Source organism: Dissulfurirhabdus thermomarina (assembly GCF_012979235.1).
Lineage (GTDB): Bacteria > Desulfobacterota > Dissulfuribacteria > Dissulfuribacterales > Dissulfurirhabdaceae > Dissulfurirhabdus > Dissulfurirhabdus thermomarina.
The window spans coordinates 39,960-57,965 of the sequence record NZ_JAATWC010000004.1 but is presented as its reverse complement, the minus strand read 5'-3'; the positions used below and the strand labels follow the sequence as shown (position 1 = coordinate 57,965).

General features: G+C 70.0%; 10 protein-coding genes and 2 pseudogenes. All 12 read left to right on the top strand.

The features are described 5' to 3' along the window. Positions 1–338: 338 nt before the first annotated feature. Positions 339–1,226, top strand: a complete 888-nt coding sequence (gene folD, locus HCU62_RS06185; protein WP_163298669.1) for a bifunctional methylenetetrahydrofolate dehydrogenase/methenyltetrahydrofolate cyclohydrolase FolD — start codon at positions 339–341, stop codon at positions 1,224–1,226. A gap of 51 nt (positions 1,227–1,277) precedes the next feature. Continuing rightward, positions 1,278–3,272, top strand: a complete 1,995-nt coding sequence (gene cooS / locus HCU62_RS06180) for an anaerobic carbon-monoxide dehydrogenase catalytic subunit (RefSeq protein WP_163298668.1) — start codon at positions 1,278–1,280, stop codon at positions 3,270–3,272. Between the two features lie 49 nt (positions 3,273–3,321). Beyond that, on the top strand, positions 3,322–6,387 hold the full coding sequence (locus tag HCU62_RS06175) for an FAD-dependent oxidoreductase (protein WP_163298667.1): 3,066 nt from the start codon (positions 3,322–3,324) through the stop codon (positions 6,385–6,387). Beyond that, positions 6,384–6,782: pseudogene (locus HCU62_RS12840) on the top strand (hydrogenase iron-sulfur subunit); the annotation flags it as partial. The gene HCU62_RS06175 and the pseudogene HCU62_RS12840, both read left to right, overlap by 4 nt. A gap of 385 nt (positions 6,783–7,167) precedes the next feature. Further along, positions 7,168–7,737 (top strand): 4Fe-4S binding protein, encoded by a 570-nt coding sequence (locus HCU62_RS06165; RefSeq protein ID WP_163298665.1) that lies wholly within the window; start codon positions 7,168–7,170, stop codon positions 7,735–7,737. Then, positions 7,727–8,332: a hydrogenase iron-sulfur subunit gene (locus HCU62_RS06160; protein ID WP_163298664.1), complete on the top strand. Its 606-nt coding sequence runs from the start codon at positions 7,727–7,729 to the stop codon at positions 8,330–8,332. Before HCU62_RS06165 ends, HCU62_RS06160 begins: the two co-directional genes overlap by 11 nt. Beyond that, positions 8,329–8,997 carry a methylenetetrahydrofolate reductase C-terminal domain-containing protein gene (locus HCU62_RS12050; protein ID WP_163298663.1) on the top strand — a complete coding sequence of 223 codons (669 nt, stop codon included), beginning with the start codon at positions 8,329–8,331 and terminating at the stop codon, positions 8,995–8,997. Before HCU62_RS06160 ends, HCU62_RS12050 begins: the two co-directional genes overlap by 4 nt. Continuing rightward, positions 8,994–11,873, top strand: coding sequence for an acetyl-CoA decarbonylase/synthase complex subunit delta (locus tag HCU62_RS12585; RefSeq protein ID WP_169755510.1), 2,880 nt, complete (start codon positions 8,994–8,996; stop codon positions 11,871–11,873). Before HCU62_RS12050 ends, HCU62_RS12585 begins: the two co-directional genes overlap by 4 nt. A gap of 41 nt (positions 11,874–11,914) precedes the next feature. Continuing rightward, positions 11,915–14,119, top strand: a complete 2,205-nt coding sequence (gene acsB, locus HCU62_RS06145) for an acetyl-CoA decarbonylase/synthase complex subunit alpha/beta (protein ID WP_163299408.1) — start codon at positions 11,915–11,917, stop codon at positions 14,117–14,119. Between the two features lie 62 nt (positions 14,120–14,181). After that, positions 14,182–15,531, top strand: coding sequence for an acetyl-CoA decarbonylase/synthase complex subunit gamma (acsC, locus tag HCU62_RS06140; protein WP_163299407.1), 1,350 nt, complete (start codon positions 14,182–14,184; stop codon positions 15,529–15,531). 29 nt (positions 15,532–15,560) lie between these two features. Then, positions 15,561–16,451 (top strand): dihydropteroate synthase, encoded by an 891-nt coding sequence (locus tag HCU62_RS06135; protein ID WP_163299406.1) that lies wholly within the window; start codon positions 15,561–15,563, stop codon positions 16,449–16,451. Positions 16,452–16,520: 69 nt separating this feature from the next. Further along, positions 16,521–17,984: pseudogene (locus tag HCU62_RS12580) on the top strand (FAD-dependent oxidoreductase); the annotation flags it as partial. Between the last annotated feature and the right edge of the window lie 22 nt (positions 17,985–18,006).

Sequence of the window (18,006 nt, the reverse complement as noted above, 5' to 3'; positions counted from 1 at the left end):
TGGGGAGAAACGCCCCAGGGGCTTTTTGTTGCCACCGAATGTAAAAACGTGGCACCTTGTCGGGTTTGAAAAAATACGGAAAAACGGTTAACTGAAGAAAATATTTCTCGGGACGCCCCCGCCGACCCGGTCCGGCACGGTTCTGGCACAACAGGGAGGGTCACGCGTGGCGGCCGCCCGGGGGCGGCCGGCGATGATGAGGACGGGCGGCCCCGCCGGGGGCAGGGGGCCTCGGATCGGATGGCGCGGCAAGCGCCGAATGCCGGGGCACATCCGAGGCAACTCGAGCAGTCGGCGCATTGTTGGGACGCCATCATCAGGGGAAGGAGACAGGGACAATGACGGCAAAGATCATCAGCGGCGTCGAGATCGCCAAGCAGATCCGGGAGGAACTCAAGGCCGAGGTGGCCGGGCTCAAGGAGCAGCACGGCGTCACCCCGGGGCTCGTGACCATCCTGGTGGGCGAGAACCCGGCCTCGGTCTCCTACGTGACGGCCAAGCAGAAGACGGCCCACGAGCTCGGCTTTCACTCGGTGCAGGACAACCAGCCCGAGGATATCACCGAGGAGGCCCTCCTGGCGCTCATCGACAAGTACAACAAGGACCCGGCCATCCACGGCATCCTGGTCCAGCTGCCGCTGCCGAAGCACATCAACGAGACCAAGGTCCTCTACGCCATCGACCCCGACAAGGACGTGGACGGCTTCCACCCGGTCAACGTGGGCAAGATGGTCATCGGGGAACAGTGCTTCCTGCCCTGCACGCCCCACGGCATCCTCGAGATGCTGGAGCGCTCCGGGGTGGAGACCAGCGGCGCCGAGGCGGTGGTGGTGGGCCGGAGCAACATCGTGGGCAAGCCCATCGCCAATCTCATGCTCCAGAAGCGGGCGGCGGGCAACGCCACGGTCACCGTCTGCCACACCCGGACCCGGGACATGGCCTTCCACACCCGCCGGGCCGACATCCTCGTGGTGGCCGCCGGTCGGCCCAAGGTCATCACCGCCGACATGGTGAAGGAGGGGGCGGTGGTCATCGACGTCGGGGTCAACCGCATCGGCAAGACCCCGGAAGGGAAGGCCATCCTGTGCGGCGACGTGGACTTCGAGGCCGTCAAGGAGAAGGCCGCGGCCATCACCCCCGTGCCCGGGGGCGTGGGGCCCATGACCATCACCATGCTCATGAAGAACACGGTCCAGGCCGCCAAGCAGTTCGCGGGCCTGGCCTGATCGGGGCGGGGGCTCGAGGGGAGCAATCCGACGCCAGGGGGACAGAACCAGATGGATACCAGCAAGCGCTTCGAGAAGGGAAACGGCGGGTGCCCGAGCATCCAGTGCGAGACGAACCAGGACGTGCTCTGCCAGTCCTGCGCCTCCGGGGTGGTGACCGCCGCCCACCGGGTCGCGCAGCGGGCGGCCGAGCCCTGCCTCTTCGGCAAGGGCGGCACCTGCTGCCGGAACTGCAACATGGGGCCCTGCCAGATCATCGAGGGCGTGGACCAGATGATCGGGGTCTGCGGCGCCGACGCCGCCACGGTGGCCGCCCGCAACTTCGCCCGGATCGTGGCCGGGGGCTCTTCCGCCCACATGGACCACGGCCGGGGCATGGCGCTGGCCTTCCTGGCCACCGCCCGGGGCGAGACCCCCTACGAGATCAAGGACGCCGCCAAGCTCCGCGCCACGGCGCAGCGGCTCGGCATCGACCCGGCCGACAAGGCGACCACCGACCTCGCCATCGAGGTGGGGACCCTGCTGGTGAACCAGTTCGGCCAGCAGGAGGGCGGGCTCGCCCTCATGAAGCGCGCCCCCAAGGCCCGCCAGGAGGTGTGGGCCAAGCTCGGGGTGGCGCCCCGGGGCATCGACCGCGAGGTGGTGGAGCTCATGCACCGGACCCACATGGGGGTGGACCAGGACGCCGCCAACCTCCTCTTCCAGGCCGCCCGGTGCGCCTTGGCCGACGGCTGGGGGGCCTCCATGATCGCCACCGAGCTCTCCGACGTCATGTTCGGGACCCCGGTGCCCATCCGCACCAAGGTGAACATCGGGGTCCTCAAGGAGGACGAGGTCAACGTCACGGTGCACGGGCACGAGCCCGTGGTGGCCGAGGCCCTGGCCATGGCGGCCAACGACCCCGAGATCGTCGCCGAGGCGAAGAAGGTGGGCGCCAAGGGCGTCAACCTCGCCGGGGTCTGCTGCACCGGGAACGAGATCCTCATGCGCCGCGGACTCCCCATCGCGGGCAGCTTCGTGCAGCAGGAGGTGGTCCTGGCCACGGGGGCCGTGGAGGCCATGGTGGTGGACGTCCAGTGCATCATGCAGGGCGTCTCCCCCGCCGCGGGGCAGTTCCACACCCGGCTCGTCACCACCTCCGAGAAGGCCAAGATCCCCGGGGCCCGGCACATCGCCTTCGACGAGCACCGCGCCCTGGATTCCGCCAAGGAGATCCTCCGCCAGGCCATCGCGGCCTACCCGGAGCGGGGCAAGCACTACATCCCCGTCCACCAGATGGACGTGGTGGCCGGCTTCAGCCACGAGACCATCACCTACATGCTCGGCGGGCGCTTCCGCGGCAGCTACAAGCCCCTGAACGACAACATCGCCAACGGCCGTATCCGGGGCGTGGCCGCCATCGTGGGCTGCGACAACTACCGGGTCCTCGAGGAGGTCCACATCGAGCTGGCCAAGGAGCTCATCGCCAACGACGTCCTGGTGCTGGTGACCGGGTGCGCCGCCACGGGCATGGGCCGGGCCGGGCTGCTCACCCCCGAGGCCCTCTCCATGGCGGGCGACGGGCTCAAGGAGGTCCTCGAGGCCGTGGGGTGCCCCCCGGTGCTCCACATGGGTTCCTGCGTGGACAACAGCCGGATCCTCATCGCCGCCACCGAGATGGTCCTCACCGGCGGCCTCGGCAACGACATCAGCGATCTTCCCGCCGTGGGGTGCGCGCCCCAGTGGATGAGCGAGAAGGCGGTGGCCATCGGGCAGTACTTCGTCTCGAGCGGGGCCTCGGTGATCTTCGGGCCCAGCTTCCCCACCACCGGCTCCAAGGTGGTGACGGACTACTGCTTCCGGGAGATGGAGAACCTCTACGGCGCGCACTGGGACGTGGCCCAGACCTCCAACGAGTTCGCCAACAAGATGCTCGACCACATCAACGCCAAGCGCAAGGCCCTGGGCCTCGACAAGAAGAAGGAGCGGGTCCTCTTCGACATGGCCATGCGGCGCGAGCTCCAGACCGGGCTCCAGGACGTGGGCTGCCACGGCCCCGGGGCCTGAGGCCGGGCGGCATGACGACCAACGGGCGACCTTTTTTCGAGGTGACACCATGAAACAGACAGGTGCAGTGATGGTGCTGGGGGGCGGGATCGCCGGCGTGCAGGCGGCCCTGGACCTCGCCGAGCTCGGCTTCTACGTCTACCTGGTGGAGAAGAACGCCTCCATCGGCGGCGTGATGGCCCAGCTCGACAAGACCTTTCCGACCAACGACTGCTCGTTGTGAATTCTCGCACCGAAGCTGGTTGAGGCCGGTCGGTCTCCAAACATCGAAATCCTGACCAACGCGCGGCTCGAGGCCCTTGATGGCGAGCCCGGCCGGTTCGTGGCCCGGGTGCACCAGGAGCCCCGCTACATCGACGAGGACAAGTGTACCGCCTGCGGGACCTGCACCATGTACTGCCCACGGGTGATACCCGACACCTACAACGAGCGGCTGGACGTGACCCGGGCCCCCCACATCGACTACGCCCAGGCCATCCCCTCCAGCTACGCCATCGACCCGAAGGCCTGCCTCCGGGTCAACTACGACACCTGCAACGTCTGCGCCCAGACGTGCACGGCGCAGGCCATCGACTTCAGCCAGCGGCCCAAGGACCACGAGCTCGAGGTGGGGGCCGTGGTGCTGGCTCCCGGCTTCGGGCGGATCGACCCCGCCGTGCTCGAGCGCTACGGCTACGGCCGGTTCCCCGACGTGGTGACGAGCCTCGAGTTCGAGCGCCTCACCTGCGCCTCGGGGCCGTCCGAGGGCGAGATCGTCCGGCCCTCCGACCAGGCGCACCCGAAGAAGATCGCCTTCCTCCAGTGCGTGGGCTCCCGCGACGAGACCTGCGGCAACGGCTACTGCTCCTCGGTCTGCTGCATGTATGCCCTCAAGGAGGCCTCGGTGGCCAAGGAGCACGACCCGGACCTCGACATCGCCCTCTTCTTCATGGACGTCCGGACCCAGGGGAAGGGCTTCGACGAGGCGCGGATGCGCGCGGAGAAGAAGTACGGTTTCCGCATCGTCCGGGCCCGGGTGCCCCGGGTGGACCAGGTGGACGGCAAGCTCGCCCTCTCCTGGACCACCGAGGACGGCGCCTCCCACTCCGAGCTCTTCGACATGGTGGTCCTCTCCGTGGGGCTCGACTCCCCGGAGGACGCCCACGTGATCGCCGAGACCACGGGCATCGAGCTCAACCGTTACGCCTTCGCGAAGACGGGCTCGGCGCTGCCGCTGGACACCACGCGGCCCGGCATCTTCGTGGCCGGCGCCTTCCAGGGGCCGAAGGACATCCCGGAGAGCGTGACCCAGGCCTCCGGCGCCGCGGCCCGGGCCTCCGAGATGCTCGCCGCCGGCCGCGGCTCCCGGACCGTCACCGTGACCTACCCGGAGGAGGACCGGGCCCTGGCCGAGGAGGAGCCCCGCGTGGGCGTCTTCGTCTGCCACTGCGGCGTCAACATCGCCGGCGTGGTGGACGTCCACGCCGTCCGGGACTACGCGGCCACGCTCCCCAACGTGGTCCTCTACGAGGACAACATGTACTCGTGCTCCCAGGACGCGCTCCGGACCCTGGCCGAGAAGATCCACCGCCACCGGCTCAACCGGGTGGTGATCGCGGCCTGTTCCCCCCGGACCCACGAGCCCCTCTTCCAGGAGACGCTGAAGTCCGTGGGGGTGAACCCGGCCCTGGTGGAGATGGCCAACATCCGCGACCAGTGCGCCTGGGTCCACGCCCAGGAGCCGGCGGCCGCCACCGAGAAGGCCAAGGACCTGGTGCGGATGGCGGTGGCCAAGGCGCGGCTCCTGCGGCCCCTGGACCAGCCCACGGTGGACGTCACCCCGGCCGCCCTGGTGCTCGGCGGCGGGGCGGCGGGGATGAGCGCGGCGCTGAGCATCGCCGACCAGGGCTTCCAGGTGGTCCTGGTGGAACGCTCCGACCGCCTGGGCGGGAACCTTCTCCGCCTCAACCGGCTGCCGGACGGGACCCGGGCCGCGGACCTCGTGAAGGATCTCACCGCTCGGGTCAAGAAACACAAGAAGATCAAGGTGATGACCGATGCCACCCTGGAGGGGACGAGCGGCTACGTGGGCAACTTCACCTCCTCCATCGCCAAGGGCGGCCACACGGAGATCGTCAACCACGGCGTCCTGGTCGTCGCCACGGGCGGCCAGGAGTACCGGCCCTCGTCCTACCTCTACGGGGAGAGCGACCGGGTGCTGACCCAGCTCGAGCTGGAGGCCCGGCTCGCCAAGGGCAAGGCCGGCCTCCGGGGGGTGAAGTCCGTGGTCATGATCCAGTGCGTGGGCTCCCGCGGCGACGACATGGGCCATTGCAGCCGGCTCTGCTGCAGCCAGGCGGTCCGCAACGCCCTCCGGGTGAAGGAGTTCGCCCCCGAGGCGCGGGTCACCGTCCTCTACCGCGACATGCGGACCTACGGCTTCGCCGAGGACCTCTACCGGGAGGCCCGGGAGCGGGGGGTCGTCTTCCTGCGCTACGAGCTCGACCGCAAGCCCGAGGTCACCCGGAAGGGCAAGGGGCTCAAGGTCCGGGTCTTCGACCGGCTCCTCGGCGAGGACATCGAGCTTTCGGCGGACCTCCTCGCCCTCTCCGTGGGGATCCGTCCCGGCGAGAACGAGACCCTTTCCCGGATCCTCAAGGCGCCGCTCACCGCCGACGGCTTCTTCCTCGAGGCCCATGCCAAGCTTCGCCCCGTGGAGGTGGCGGTGGACGGCGTCTACGTGTGCGGCCTCGCCCACGGGCCCAAGACCCTCGACGAGAGCATCGCCCAGGCCCGGGCCGCCGCCGGCAAGGCGGCCATCCCCCTGGCCAAGGGGAAGGTGGCCGCCGCGTCCATCGTCTCCCGGGTGAACCCGGAGGCCTGCATCGGCTGCGGCATCTGCGCCAGCCTCTGCCCCTTCAAGGCCATCGAGGTCCGAAAGGTGGACGGCAAGCGCAAGGCCGAGACCATCACGGCCTCCTGCAAGGGGTGCGGCATCTGCGCCTCCCACTGCCCGGTGCTGGCCATCTCCATGGGAGGCTTCTCGGACGAGGCCATCATGGCCCAGATCCACGCCTTCGCCGAGGTGCCGGAAGGCGGCGCCCCGGCCGAGGCCGGCAAGGGAGACGACAAATGACCCGGGAGAGCTTCGATCCACGCATTCTGGGCTTCTTCTGCCACTGGTGTTGCTACGCCGCGGCGGACTCCGCCGGGGTGTCCCGGTACCAGTACCCGCCCAACGTGCGGGTGATCCGGGTGATGTGCACGGGGCGCATCGACGGCCGGTTCGTCCTCGAGGCCTTCCGGTGCGGGGCCGACGGGGTCTTCACCGGCGGGTGACACCTCGGGGAATGCCATTACCAGTCTGGTAATTACGAGGCGATGATCATGGCGGAAGCGGTACGGCAGGCACTGGCCGACGCCGGGGTGAACCCCGACAGGTTCGGCCTCGACTGGGCCTCCGCGGCGGAGGCGCCCCGGTTCGTGGAGCTCGTCACCGGGTTCGTCTCCCGGGTGAAGGGCCTCGGCCCCCTCGGGGGCGCGGAGGGCGAGCCGCCGAAGGATGTCCTCGTCCGGCGGCTGGCGGCGGCGGTGAAGGCCGCCGACGACCGGCGCGTCCGGACGGCCATCGGGACGCTGGCCCGGTCCTTCCACAAGGAAGGCGACTACGCCCCGGACCGGATCCGGGAGGCGGTGGCCCAGAAGGTGGCGCCGGCCTTCCGCCAGGAGCGGGTCACCCAGGAGATCTGGCTGGCGCTCTCCGGCGAGGGGCCGGCCAACGTGAAGCACCTGGTCCAGAAGACCGGGGCCGCCGCCGAGGAGATCGAGAAGGGGCTGGCGGCTCTGGCGAAGCTGGGCCGCGTGAAGGAGAAGGGCGCCAAGTGGACGGCCGCTTGAGCGCCGGAGGACCGCAGAGATGACCATCCAGGAGACAAAGCTGAACCCGTCCTTCGCCGCCGCGGTGGCCGCCCGCGAGGGTTGTGCCAGCCTGGCCCGCTGCTACGCCTGCGGCTCCTGCAGCGGGGTCTGCCCGGTGGAGAAGGTGGTGCCGGAGTTCGACCCCAGGAAGATCGTGCACATGGTGGCCCTCGGCATGGAGGAGGAACTCGTGGCCTCGGACGTCATCTGGGCCTGCTCCCAGTGCCAGAGCTGCATCCCGGTCTGCCCGCAGGAGGTCCGCCCGGCCGACGTCATCCGGGGCCTCCGAGAGGAGGCCCTCGCCCGCGGCCTGGTGGACGTCGACCGCATGGCCGAGCTGGGGCTGCTGGCCCGGGTGGACGGCGGCAAGTGCGTCGCCTGCCTCACCTGCGTGCGGCTGTGTCCCTTCGGCGCCCCGCGGATCCTCCCGGAGGGTTACGCCTTCATCGACCCGGACCGGTGCCGGGCCTGCGGGATCTGCGTCCTCGAGTGTCCGGCGACGGCCATCGAGCTGGCCCCGTCGCAGGAGATGCGGGGCATGAAGGGAGGTGCGGGTCATGCCGGCTGACCGTAGGATCCAGGGTTTCTGCTGCAACTACACGGCCTCCGTCTCGGGCGAGGCCCTGCGGGATGCGGGGCTCCTTCCCACCGGCGCAGTGCTGGAGCGCCTGCCCTGCACCGGCCGGCTCGAGGTCCCGGCGATCCTCGCCGCCTTCGAGGCGGGGGCCGAGGCCGTCTTCGTGGCGGGGTGCCGGCTGGACCAGTGCCACAACAAGACCGGCAGCGAGCGGGCCGCCCGCCGGGTGAAGGAGGCGAAGGTCCTCCTCTCCGAGCTGGGGATCAGCCCCGACCGTCTCGAGATGTTCTTCGTGGGCCGCGGCGAGAACGAGCCCGTGGTGGCGGCCGCCCGGGAGATGGCCGCCCGGGCGGCGCGGCTCGGACCGGTGCTCCCGCCGGCCGCCGGGCCGGAGGCGTCCGAGCCCCAGCAGGCGGCCGCCGGGAAGGCGACTGCGAAAAAGCCTGCCGCCAAGAAGGCGGCCGCCAAGAAGCCCGCCGCCAGGAAGGCCACCACCAAGAAGGCCGCCCCCAAGAAGGCCGCGTCCGGGAAGGCGGGGGCGAAGAAGGCCGCCGGCAAGGCCAAGGCCAAGGAGTCGACCAAATGATCATCGCCGAGCGTAAACCCCTGTCCGAGATCCTGGACATGCTGGAGGGGGCCGCCAAGGTCCTCGTCCTCGGCTGCCGGGGCTGCGTGGCGGTCTGCTCCGCCGGGGGGGACAAGGAAGTGGCGGTCCTCGCCGCGGCGCTCCGCCTGGGGCGCAAGCTCCGGGGCGGCACCATCACCGTGGCGGAGGAGACCTACGTCCGCCAGTGCGACCCCGAGTACCTCGAGCCGTTGAAGACCGCCGGGAAGGACTACGACGCGGTGCTCTCCATCGCCTGCGGGGTGGGGGTGAACTTCATCGCCGATTGCTGCCCGGGGGTCCGGGTGCTGCCGGGCCTCAACACCACCTTCTACGGGGCGAACCTGAGCAGCGGCGAGTGGGTGGAAAAGTGCGCCGGCTGCGGCGCCTGCGTGCTGCATCTCACCGGGGGCCTCTGCCCCGTGGCCCGGTGCGCCAAGAGCCTCTCCAACGGCCCCTGCGGCGGCTCCGTGGGCGGGCGGTGCGAGATCCACCCGGACGTCCCCTGCGTCTGGCACCAGATCCACGAGAAACTCGGGGAGCTCGGCCAGTCCCGGCGCATGGAAGAGATCATGCCCATCCGCGACTGGGTGCCGGCGGGCCACGGCGGGCCGCGCCGGCGAGTGAGGGAGGATTTGAAACCGTGATCGCAGGAAGCAACCTCGAGCAGGTCCTGGCCTCCGGCCAGTTCGCGGTGACCGGCGAGCTGGGCCCCCCCAAGAACGGCGATCCCGAGGTGGTCCGGCAGAAGGCCCGGATCCTCAAGGGCCACGTGGACGCGGTGAACATCACGGACTGCCAGACGGCCATCGTCCGCATGTCCAGCCTCACGGCGGGCCTCATCGCCCTCTCCGAGGGCGTCGAGCCCGTGATGCAGATGACCTGCCGCGACCGCAACCGCATCGGCATGCAGTCCGACATCCTCGGGGCCGCGGCCCTCGGGATCCGGAACCTCCTGTGCCTGACGGGCGACCACCAGAAGTTCGGCAACCATCCCCAGGCCAAGGGCGTCTTCGACATGGACTCCATCCAGCTCCTCGGGATGGTCCGCCGGATGCGCGACGAGCGCCGGTTCCAGTGCGGGGAGGAGATCAAGGGGGGTGAGCCCCGCCTCTTCCTGGGGGCGGCCGCCAACCCCTTCGCCGACCCCTTCGAGTACCGGCCCATCCGGCTGGGAAAGAAGGTGGCCGCCGGCGCCGATTTCATCCAGACCCAGATCATCTACAACGTGGAGAAGTTCGCCCGCTTCATGGAACGGGTCCGGGACCTCGGCCTCCACGAGAAGGTCTACATCCTGGCCGGGGTGACCCCGCCCAAGTCCGTGGGCATGGCCAACTACATGAAGAAGTTCGTCCCCGGGCTCGACGTCACCGACGAGGTGATCCAGCGGATGCGGGCGGCCCGGGACAAGCAGGAAGAGGGCATCGACATCTGCGTGGACATCATCCGCCAGGTCCGGGAGATCCCCGGGGTGGCCGGGGTCCACATCATGGCCATCGAGTGGGAGCAGGCCGTGCCCGAGATCGTGAAGCGGGCCGGGCTCGATCCCCGGCCGGCGCCCAAGGGGGTGGAGGCCGTCCTGGGCGGCGCCGCCGCCCTCGAGGCGGCGGAGAAGGCCCGGCAGGAGGCCGAGGCCGCCTCCGTCCACGTCCTGCGGGAAAAGGACCGGCTCGCCGCGGAGGTCTCCGGGCTCCGGTCCGAGCTGGAGGCGGCCCGCGGTCGGGCCGAGAAGGGCGAGGCCGAGGTACGCCGGCTGCTCGCGGAGCTGGAGGCCGCCAAGGCGGCCCTGGCGGCCGGCGGGGCGGCTCCCGCTTTGGCCGGAGCGGCAACGATGACCCCCGAGGGAGGCGAATCAATGGCAGAGAAGATGGATCGTGAACGCCGGGCCCTGACCTCGCTCAGCCAGGGGCTCCAGGCGCTCCGGAAGGTCATGGGACTCAGCGAGGAACAGTTCGAGGCGCTCCGGCGCTTCATCGAGGCGGAGTTCTACCTCTCCACGGGGATCGCCGCCGGAACGCTGCCGGCAGCCGCGGCGGCGCCCGCCGGGGCCCCCGCCCCCGCCCCCGCGCCGGCGGCGGCCGAAAGACCCGAACCGGCCCCCGCGGCGGCGCCCGCCGGGCTGCCCCCGTGCCCCCCGGAGTTCACCGAGGACGAATGGCGGCGCAAGTGGGTGATCCGGCTGGTCGCCCAGGGCAACGTGGCGCTCCACAACGGGGACGCCGCGGCGGCCGAGGCGGCCTTCCGCCGCGCCCTGGAGCTGGATCCCGCCGACGCCAAGGCCAAGGCCGGGCTCGCCCGCGCCGAGGCCGGGGAGGTGGGGCCGGGGCCCGAGGCCGCGCCGGCGGCCGAGGTCCCGAAGGCCCCCGAAGCCGCGCCCCCGAAGCCGGAGGCGCCGGCGGCCAAGGAGGTCGAGCCGGCCCCGGCGGAGCCCACGCCCAAGCCCGAGCCGCCCAAGCCGGCCGCCGAGAAGCCCAAGCCGGCTCCCAAGAAGGCGCCCGCCGCCGCCCCCGCGCCGGCCGGGGCCGCCGGGCTCGAGGTGCCGCCGCTCGCCTCCGAGACGGCCTCCCTGGAGGAGCGCGCCGGGGCCATCCCGGCCGACGGCTACAAGGACCCGGCCACCGGGACCATCCGCGAGGTGGTGCTCGGGGAGGGGGACAAGGCCGTGGCCGTGGGCGGTGTCTCGACCCTGCCCTTCCACCTCTTCGAGGGGGAGATGTCGCGGCCGCCGGCCACCGCCCTCGAGGTCCTGGACGAGGCCCCGGAGGAGTGGCCGGAGTCCCTGGCGCGGCACTACGCCGACGTCCTGTCGGACCCCGTGGCCTGGGCCAGGAAGTGCGTCCAGGACTACGGCGCCCGGGCCGTCTGCCTCTCCCTGGTGAGCACCGATCCCAACGGCACCAACCGTGCCTCCGCGGAGGCCGCCCAGACCGCCAAGGCCGTGGTGGAGGCCCTGGACGTGCCCGTCATCCTCTGGGGCTGCGGCAACGCCGAGAAGGACACCGAGACCCTCCGGGAGGTCACCAGCCTCATCGGCGACCGGAAGGTGTGCCTGGCGCCGCTGACCGACGCCAACTACCGCAACATCGGCGCCACGGCCATGGCCTTCCAGCTGCCGGTGGTGGCCTCGACCCCCATCGACGTCAACCTGGCCAAGCAGCTCAACATCCTGCTCGAGAACCTCGGCCTCTCCCTGGACCACGTCCTGATGGACCCGTCCATCGGCGCCCTGGGCTACGGCCTGGAGTACACCTACTCCGTGATGGAGCGGATCCGTCTCGCCGCGCTCACCCAGCAGGACGACAAGCTCCAGGCACCCTTCATCTGCCACCTCGGGCGCGAGGTCTGGAAGGCCAAGGAGACCCGGCTGCCCTCCGACGAGATGCTCGGTGACCAGGAGCGCCGGGGGGTCCTCATGGAGGCCATGACCGCCGTCTGTCTCATGCTGGCCGGCGGCGACCTCATGGTGATGCGGCACCCGAAGGCCGTGGCCCTCGCCGAGGCAGTGGCCCGGGGCCTCATGTAGCACCGACCGACGACAAATTCTTCCAAGAAGAGGGACTGACTATGTCGAAGATTATCTGTTCCGCCGCCATCCGCGGGGCCCACAAGATCGTGGACATGGCCGAGGAGAAGTACGAGGAGGCCCTCAAGAAGTACGGCCCGGAGCACGAGGTCGCCTTCCCCAACACGGCCTACTACCTTCCCATCATCTACAGCATGCTGGGGGCGCCGGTGAAGCAGCTCGGCGACATGAAGGAGATCTTCCAGGAGTGCCGCCGCCTGTTGCCGCCCCCGGTGAGCGAGAACGTCTGGCTGCCCTACCTCGCACCGGCCCTGGACGCCGGCATGGCCACCTTCTTCGCCGAGGAGATGTTCGAGGCCATCCGCTACATCGAGGACCCGGACTTCTACACCAAGACCGAGGATCCCACCGACGACCGGTTCTGGCTGGGGGCCGCCGACGACGTCATCTTCCGCAAGCGCGGCGTGGAGTTCGTGGACGGCACGGCCCCGGGCTTCGCCGCCATCCTGGGGACACCCGCCGACCCCGAGACGGCGAGCAAGATCGCCCTGGAGCTCCAGGAAAAGAACCTCTACATCTTCATGCACGACCAGACCGACGGCCTCAACATGCCGGAGCAGCTCCTCAAGCAGGGGAACCAGATCGGCTGGTCCACCCGGCTCGTTCCCTTCGGGCCCACCTACACCTCGGCGGTCTTCGCCATCGGCTTCGCCTGCCGCGTGGCGCTGGCCTTCGGCGGCATCAAGCCGGGCGACTACAAGGGGAACCTCCTCTACAACAAGGACCGGACCTTCGCCTTCGTCATGGCCTTCGGCCCGGTCTCCGACGAGTGGTACGCCAACGCCGCCGGCGCCATCAACTGGGGCTTCCCCACCATCTCCGACTGGGACATCCCCGAGGTGCTCCCCACCGGGATCTGCACCTACGAGCACGTGGTCAGCCGCGTACCCCACGACGAGATCGTCCAGAAGTCCATCGAGGTGCGGGGGCTCAAGGTCACGGTCTCCAAGATCGACATCCCCGTGGCCTACGGGCCCGCCTTCGAGGGGGAGCGCGTCCGGAAGGACGACCTCTTCCTGGAGTGCGGCGGCGGCCGGACCCTCGGCGTGGAGCTCCTGGTCTCGAAGGAGATGGAGGAGGTCCAGGACGGCCTCGTCACCGTGGAAGGGCCCGAGATGACCGACGTGGAGGAGGGGGCGAAGCTCCCCCTGGCCATCCTGGTGGAGGTGGCGGGACGCCAGATGCAGTCCGACTTCGAGCCCATCCTGGAGCGCCAGTTCCACCACCTCATCAACTACGCCCAGGGCATCATGCACATCGGGCAGCGGAACATCATGTGGCTCCGCGTGGGCAAGGCCGCCATCGAGAAGGGCTTCAAGTTCGAGCACATCGGCCGGATCCTCCACGGCAAGCTCCACCAGGACTTCGGAGCCATCCTCGACAAGGTCCAGGTGAAGATCTACACGGTGGAGGACAAGGTGAAGGAGGTCCTGGAGCTCGCCAAGGCCACCTACGCCGCCCGCGACGAGCGGCTGGGCAGCATGACCGACGAGTCCGAGGACATCTTCTACTCCTGCACCCTCTGCCAGTCCTTCGCCCCGAGCCACGTCTGCGTCATCACTCCCGAGCGGGTGGGGATGTGCGGCGCCTACAACTGGCTCGACGGCAAGGCCTCCTACGAGATCAACCCCACCGGCCCCAACCAGCCCATCGAGAAGGGCGAGTGCATCGACGAGAACCTCGGCCAGTGGAAGGGGATCAACGAGTTCGTGCAGAAGGCCTCCCGGGGCAAGGTCTCGCAGGTGAGCGCCTACAGCCTCATGGTGGACCCCATGACGGCCTGCGGCTGCTTCGAGTGCATTGCCACCATGCTCCCCATGTGCAACGGCATTATGATCGTCAACCGCGACTACATGGGTATGACCCCCAGCGGCATGAAGTTCACCACCCTGGCCGGCATGGTGGGCGGCGGCAACGTCACCCCCGGCTTCCTCGGCGTCTCGAAGCACTACATCGGGAGCCGGAAGTTCCTGAAGGCCGAGGGCGGCCTCAAGCGGGTGGTCTGGATGCCCAAGTCCCTCAAGGAGGAACTGCGGGAGCGGCTCGAGGAACGGGCCAAGGAGGAGGGCATCCCCGACCTGCTCGACATGATCGCGGACGAGGAGGTGGGTACCACCGAGGAGGAGGTGCTGGCCTTCCTCCAGGAGAAGGGCCATCCGGCCCTCTCCATGGAGGCCGCGGTCTAGCGGCGGCGCCGGGCCGGCACGCCGGCCGCAGGGACTGACGACGACAAAGAGAGGAACGATCCATGGCACTGACAGGCATCCAGATCATGAAGATGCTCCCCAAGAAGAACTGCGGGGAGTGCAACGTTCCCACCTGTCTGGCCTTTGCCATGAAGGTGGCGGCGGGCCAGGCGGACATCGGCGACTGCCCGTACGTCTCCGACGAGGTGAAGGAGAAGGTGGGGGAGGCCTCGGCGCCGCCCATCCGCACCGTGAAGCTCGGCTCCGGGGACCACGTCTTCCAGGTGGGGGGCGAGACCTGCCTGTACCGGCACGAGAAGCGCTTCGAGCACCCCACGGGGATCGCCGTGCGCATCGCCACCGACATGGACGACGCCGACATCGCCGGCCGCCTGGAGCGCTTCCGCACCCTCCGCTACGACCGGGTGGGGGTGCTGCTCAAGGCCGACCTCGTGGCCGTCCAGGACGCGGGGGGCGACGAAGCGGCCTTCACGGCCCTGGTGGAGCGGGTCCGCTCCGAGTGCCCCGACGCGGCCCTCGTCCTCATGAGCGATTCGCCCGCGGTGCTCGCCGCCGGGGCCAAGGCCTGCGGCGACCATGTCCCGCTCCTCTACGCGGCCACCCCCGAAAACGCCGACCAGATGCTCGAGACGGCCAAGGCCGCCGGCTGCCCCCTGGCGGTCCGCGGGGCCACCATCGGCGAGACGGCGGCCCTGGCCGAGCGCCTCGCCGCGGAGGTGAAGGACCTGGTGCTGGACACCGGCGCCCGGACGCTGCGGGCCGCCTTCGAGGACCAGGTGGCGGCCCGCCGCTCGGCCATCCGGACCAAGTACCGGCCCCTCGGGTTCCCCACCATCACCTTCCCCTGCGAGATGACCGACGACCCCGAGGTCGAGGCCATGGTGGCCAGCGTGCTCGTGGCCAAGTACGCGGGGATCGTGGTGCTCTCGGACCTCCAGGGCGACACGCTCTTCCCGCTCCTCCTCGAGCGGCTCAACCTCTTCACCGACCCCCAGCGGCCCATGGTGGTCCAGGAGGACGTCTATCCCATCAACGGCCCGGACGAGAACTCGCCGGTCCTGGTCACCTGCAACTTCTCCCTCACCTACTTCATCGTCTCGGGCGAGGTGGAGGGCAGCAAGGTGCCCTCCTGGCTCCTCATCAAGGACACGGAGGGGCTCTCGGTGCTCACGGCCTGGGCGGCCGGGAAGTTCAGCGCCGACCTCATCGCCGGCTTCGTCAAGAAGAGCGCCATCGCCGACAAGGTCAAGCACCGGAACCTCATCATCCCGGGTTACCTCGCCTCCATCAAGGGCGAGCTGGAGGAGGAACTGCCGGACTGGAACATCCAGATCGGGCCCCGGGAGGCCAGCCATCTTCCGGCCTTCCTCCGGGAATGGCAGCCCAACTGACGGCTTGACACGCCACGAGAGGGGAGAACATGTACGTTCGCTGCATCGCCGAAAGCATCAACATCATGGGGACCCGTACCGGCAAGGCCATGCGGGAACGGGATCCCGGTCCCATCCAGCTCATGGCCAACGAGGAGGTGGCCAACGGGGCCGACTTCCTCGACCTCAACATCGGGCCCGCCCGAAAGGACGGCCCGGAGCTCATGCCGTGGATCGTCCGCGTCACCGAGGAGGTGACCGACTGTCCGCTCTCCCTCGACACCACCAACGCCGACGCCCTCATCGCCGGGATCCGGGCGGCCAAGGAGCCCGGCCGGCACATCATGAACTCCATCTCGCTCCAGCCGGAGCGGATGCAGAAGCTCATCCCCGTGGCCGCCGAGGCCGGCTGCTACGTGGTGGGGCTCCTCTGGGGCGTCGACGGCATGCCGCGGGACTCCAACGAGCGGGCGGCCATGACCGTGGACCTCACCATGGCCATGAACGAGGCCGGCATCCCCAACGAGCGGATCCTCATCGACCCCATCGCGACCCCCATCACCCTGGGGTCCGACCAGGTGATGAGCGGGCTGGAGTTCATGGCCATGCTCCCCGAGATCGCCCCCGGGGTGAAGTCCACCGTGGGGCTCTCCAACGTCTCCAACGGCGTCTCCACCGAGAAGCGGCCCTACCTCAACCGGGCCTACCTGGCCATGCTCATGAAGGTGGGGATCTGGTCCGCCATCGTGGACGCCTACGACCGGGAGCTCATGGAGCTCGCCCACGGGGAGCGGCCCGAGCTGGTCCAGCTCGTCCACGACATCATGGACGACAAGGACCCCGATCCCGCGGGCCTTTCCCCGAAGGAGCTCGAGTACTACAAGACCACCCGGGTGCTCATGGGGAAGACCATCTTCTCCGAGTCGTGGCTGGAGCTCTGAGCCGGCCGCCCCGGTCTCACCCGGGAGGCCCGGATCGGGCCTCCCTTGCTATGGACACATGGCGATACCATGACCGAGAAAGTCAACTGGACACTGGACGGAACGCCGGTCGCCTCGGCGCCGGGGCGTTCCGTGCTCGAGGCGGCCCGGGAGGCGGGGCGTCCCATCCCCTCCCTCTGCCACCTGCCGGGGGCGGATGAGCCGGACCGCCCGTGTCTCCTCTGCCTCGTGGAGGTGGAGGGGAAGGGGCGGGTGCGGGCCTGCCGGACGCCCGTGGAAGAGGGGCTGGTGGTGGCCTCCCGGACCCCGGAGCTCGAGGCGCACCGCAAGGCCCGCCTCCAGCTCCTGGCCGGGACCCACTACGGGGACTGCAAGGCCCCCTGCAACCTCACGTGCCCCGGCGGGATCAACGTCCAGGGGTACGTGAACCTGGTGGCCCGGGGGGAGTACGAGGCGGCGCTCCGGCTCATCAAGGAAAAGAACCCCCTGCCGGTCACCGTGGGCCGGGTGTGCCCGCGCTTCTGCGAGACCCGGTGCCGCCGGGTCCTCCTCGACGAGCCCATCGCCATCAACCACCTCAAGCGGTTTCTCGCGGACTACGCCCTCGAGCACGGGTTCCGACCGGATGCCCCGGGCCCCGACACCGGGCGCCGCGTGGCGGTCATCGGCGGTGGGCCGGCGGGCCTCTCCGCGGCCTACTACCTCCGAAAGCTGGGCCACGACGTCACCCTCTTCGAGGCCGAGCGGGAACTCGGCGGCCTGCTCCGCTGGGCCATGCCGCGGTACAAGCTCCCCATAAAGCCCCTCCAGAAGGAGATCCAGGGCATCGTGAACATGGGGGTCCACGTCAAGACCGGCCGGGCCTGGGGCCGCGACTTCACCCTGGCCGATCTCCGGGGGCGCGGGTTCGAGGCCGTCTTCATCGCCACGGGGCTTCCCCGGCAGCGGCCGCTCCAGGTGGCCGGGGCGGAGCACGCCATCGACGGCCTCGCCTATCTCCGGCGGGTGGCCGGCGGGGAACCCGCCCCCGTGGGCGAGCGGGTGCTGGTGGTGGGCGGCGGGGACATCGCCGTGGACGCGGCCAGAAGCGCCCGCCGGAGCGGGGCCGAGGACGTGACCGTGATCTACCCCCGCTCGCGGGTGGAACTCCCCGCCCACCAGCGTGACATCGAGGAGGCCGAGAAGGAGGGGGTCCAGTTCTTCCTCATGGCGACCCCGCTGTCCATATCGAAGCAGGGCGGCAAGGTGGTGGTGGAGATGGCCCGGACCATCCTGGACGAGCCGGACGAAAGGGGCGTCCGGCATCCCGTCCCCATGCCCGGCTCCCGCCTCATCTGGGAGGGCGACGCCGTCATCGCCGCCCTGGGCCAGGAGGGGGACGACGCCTTCCGGAGTTTCGGGGAGATCGAGGCGGAGCTCAAGCTCACCCCCCGCAAGACCATCAAGGCCAATCCCTCCACCATGAAGACCAGCGTGGACGGCATCTTCGCCGGCGGCGACGTCGCCACCGGGCCGCGGACGGTGATCCAGGCCGTGGCGGGCGGGCGGCGGGCCG

Bases quoted from the DNA above. Each gene is read 5' to 3' on its own strand.
- HCU62_RS06160 (WP_163298664.1), top strand. From the start codon at position 7,727: ATGCCGGCTGACCGTAGGATCCAGGGTTTCTGCTGCAACTACACGGCC.
- folD (WP_163298669.1), top strand. From the start codon at position 339: ATGACGGCAAAGATCATCAGCGGCGTCGAGATCGCCAAGCAGATCCGG.
- acsC (WP_163299407.1), top strand. From the start codon at position 14,182: ATGGCACTGACAGGCATCCAGATCATGAAGATGCTCCCCAAGAAGAAC.
- HCU62_RS06135 (WP_163299406.1), top strand. From the start codon at position 15,561: ATGTACGTTCGCTGCATCGCCGAAAGCATCAACATCATGGGGACCCGT.
- acsB (WP_163299408.1), top strand. From the start codon at position 11,915: ATGTCGAAGATTATCTGTTCCGCCGCCATCCGCGGGGCCCACAAGATC.
- HCU62_RS06165 (WP_163298665.1), top strand. From the start codon at position 7,168: ATGACCATCCAGGAGACAAAGCTGAACCCGTCCTTCGCCGCCGCGGTG.
- cooS (WP_163298668.1), top strand. From the start codon at position 1,278: ATGGATACCAGCAAGCGCTTCGAGAAGGGAAACGGCGGGTGCCCGAGC.
- HCU62_RS12050 (WP_163298663.1), top strand. From the start codon at position 8,329: ATGATCATCGCCGAGCGTAAACCCCTGTCCGAGATCCTGGACATGCTG.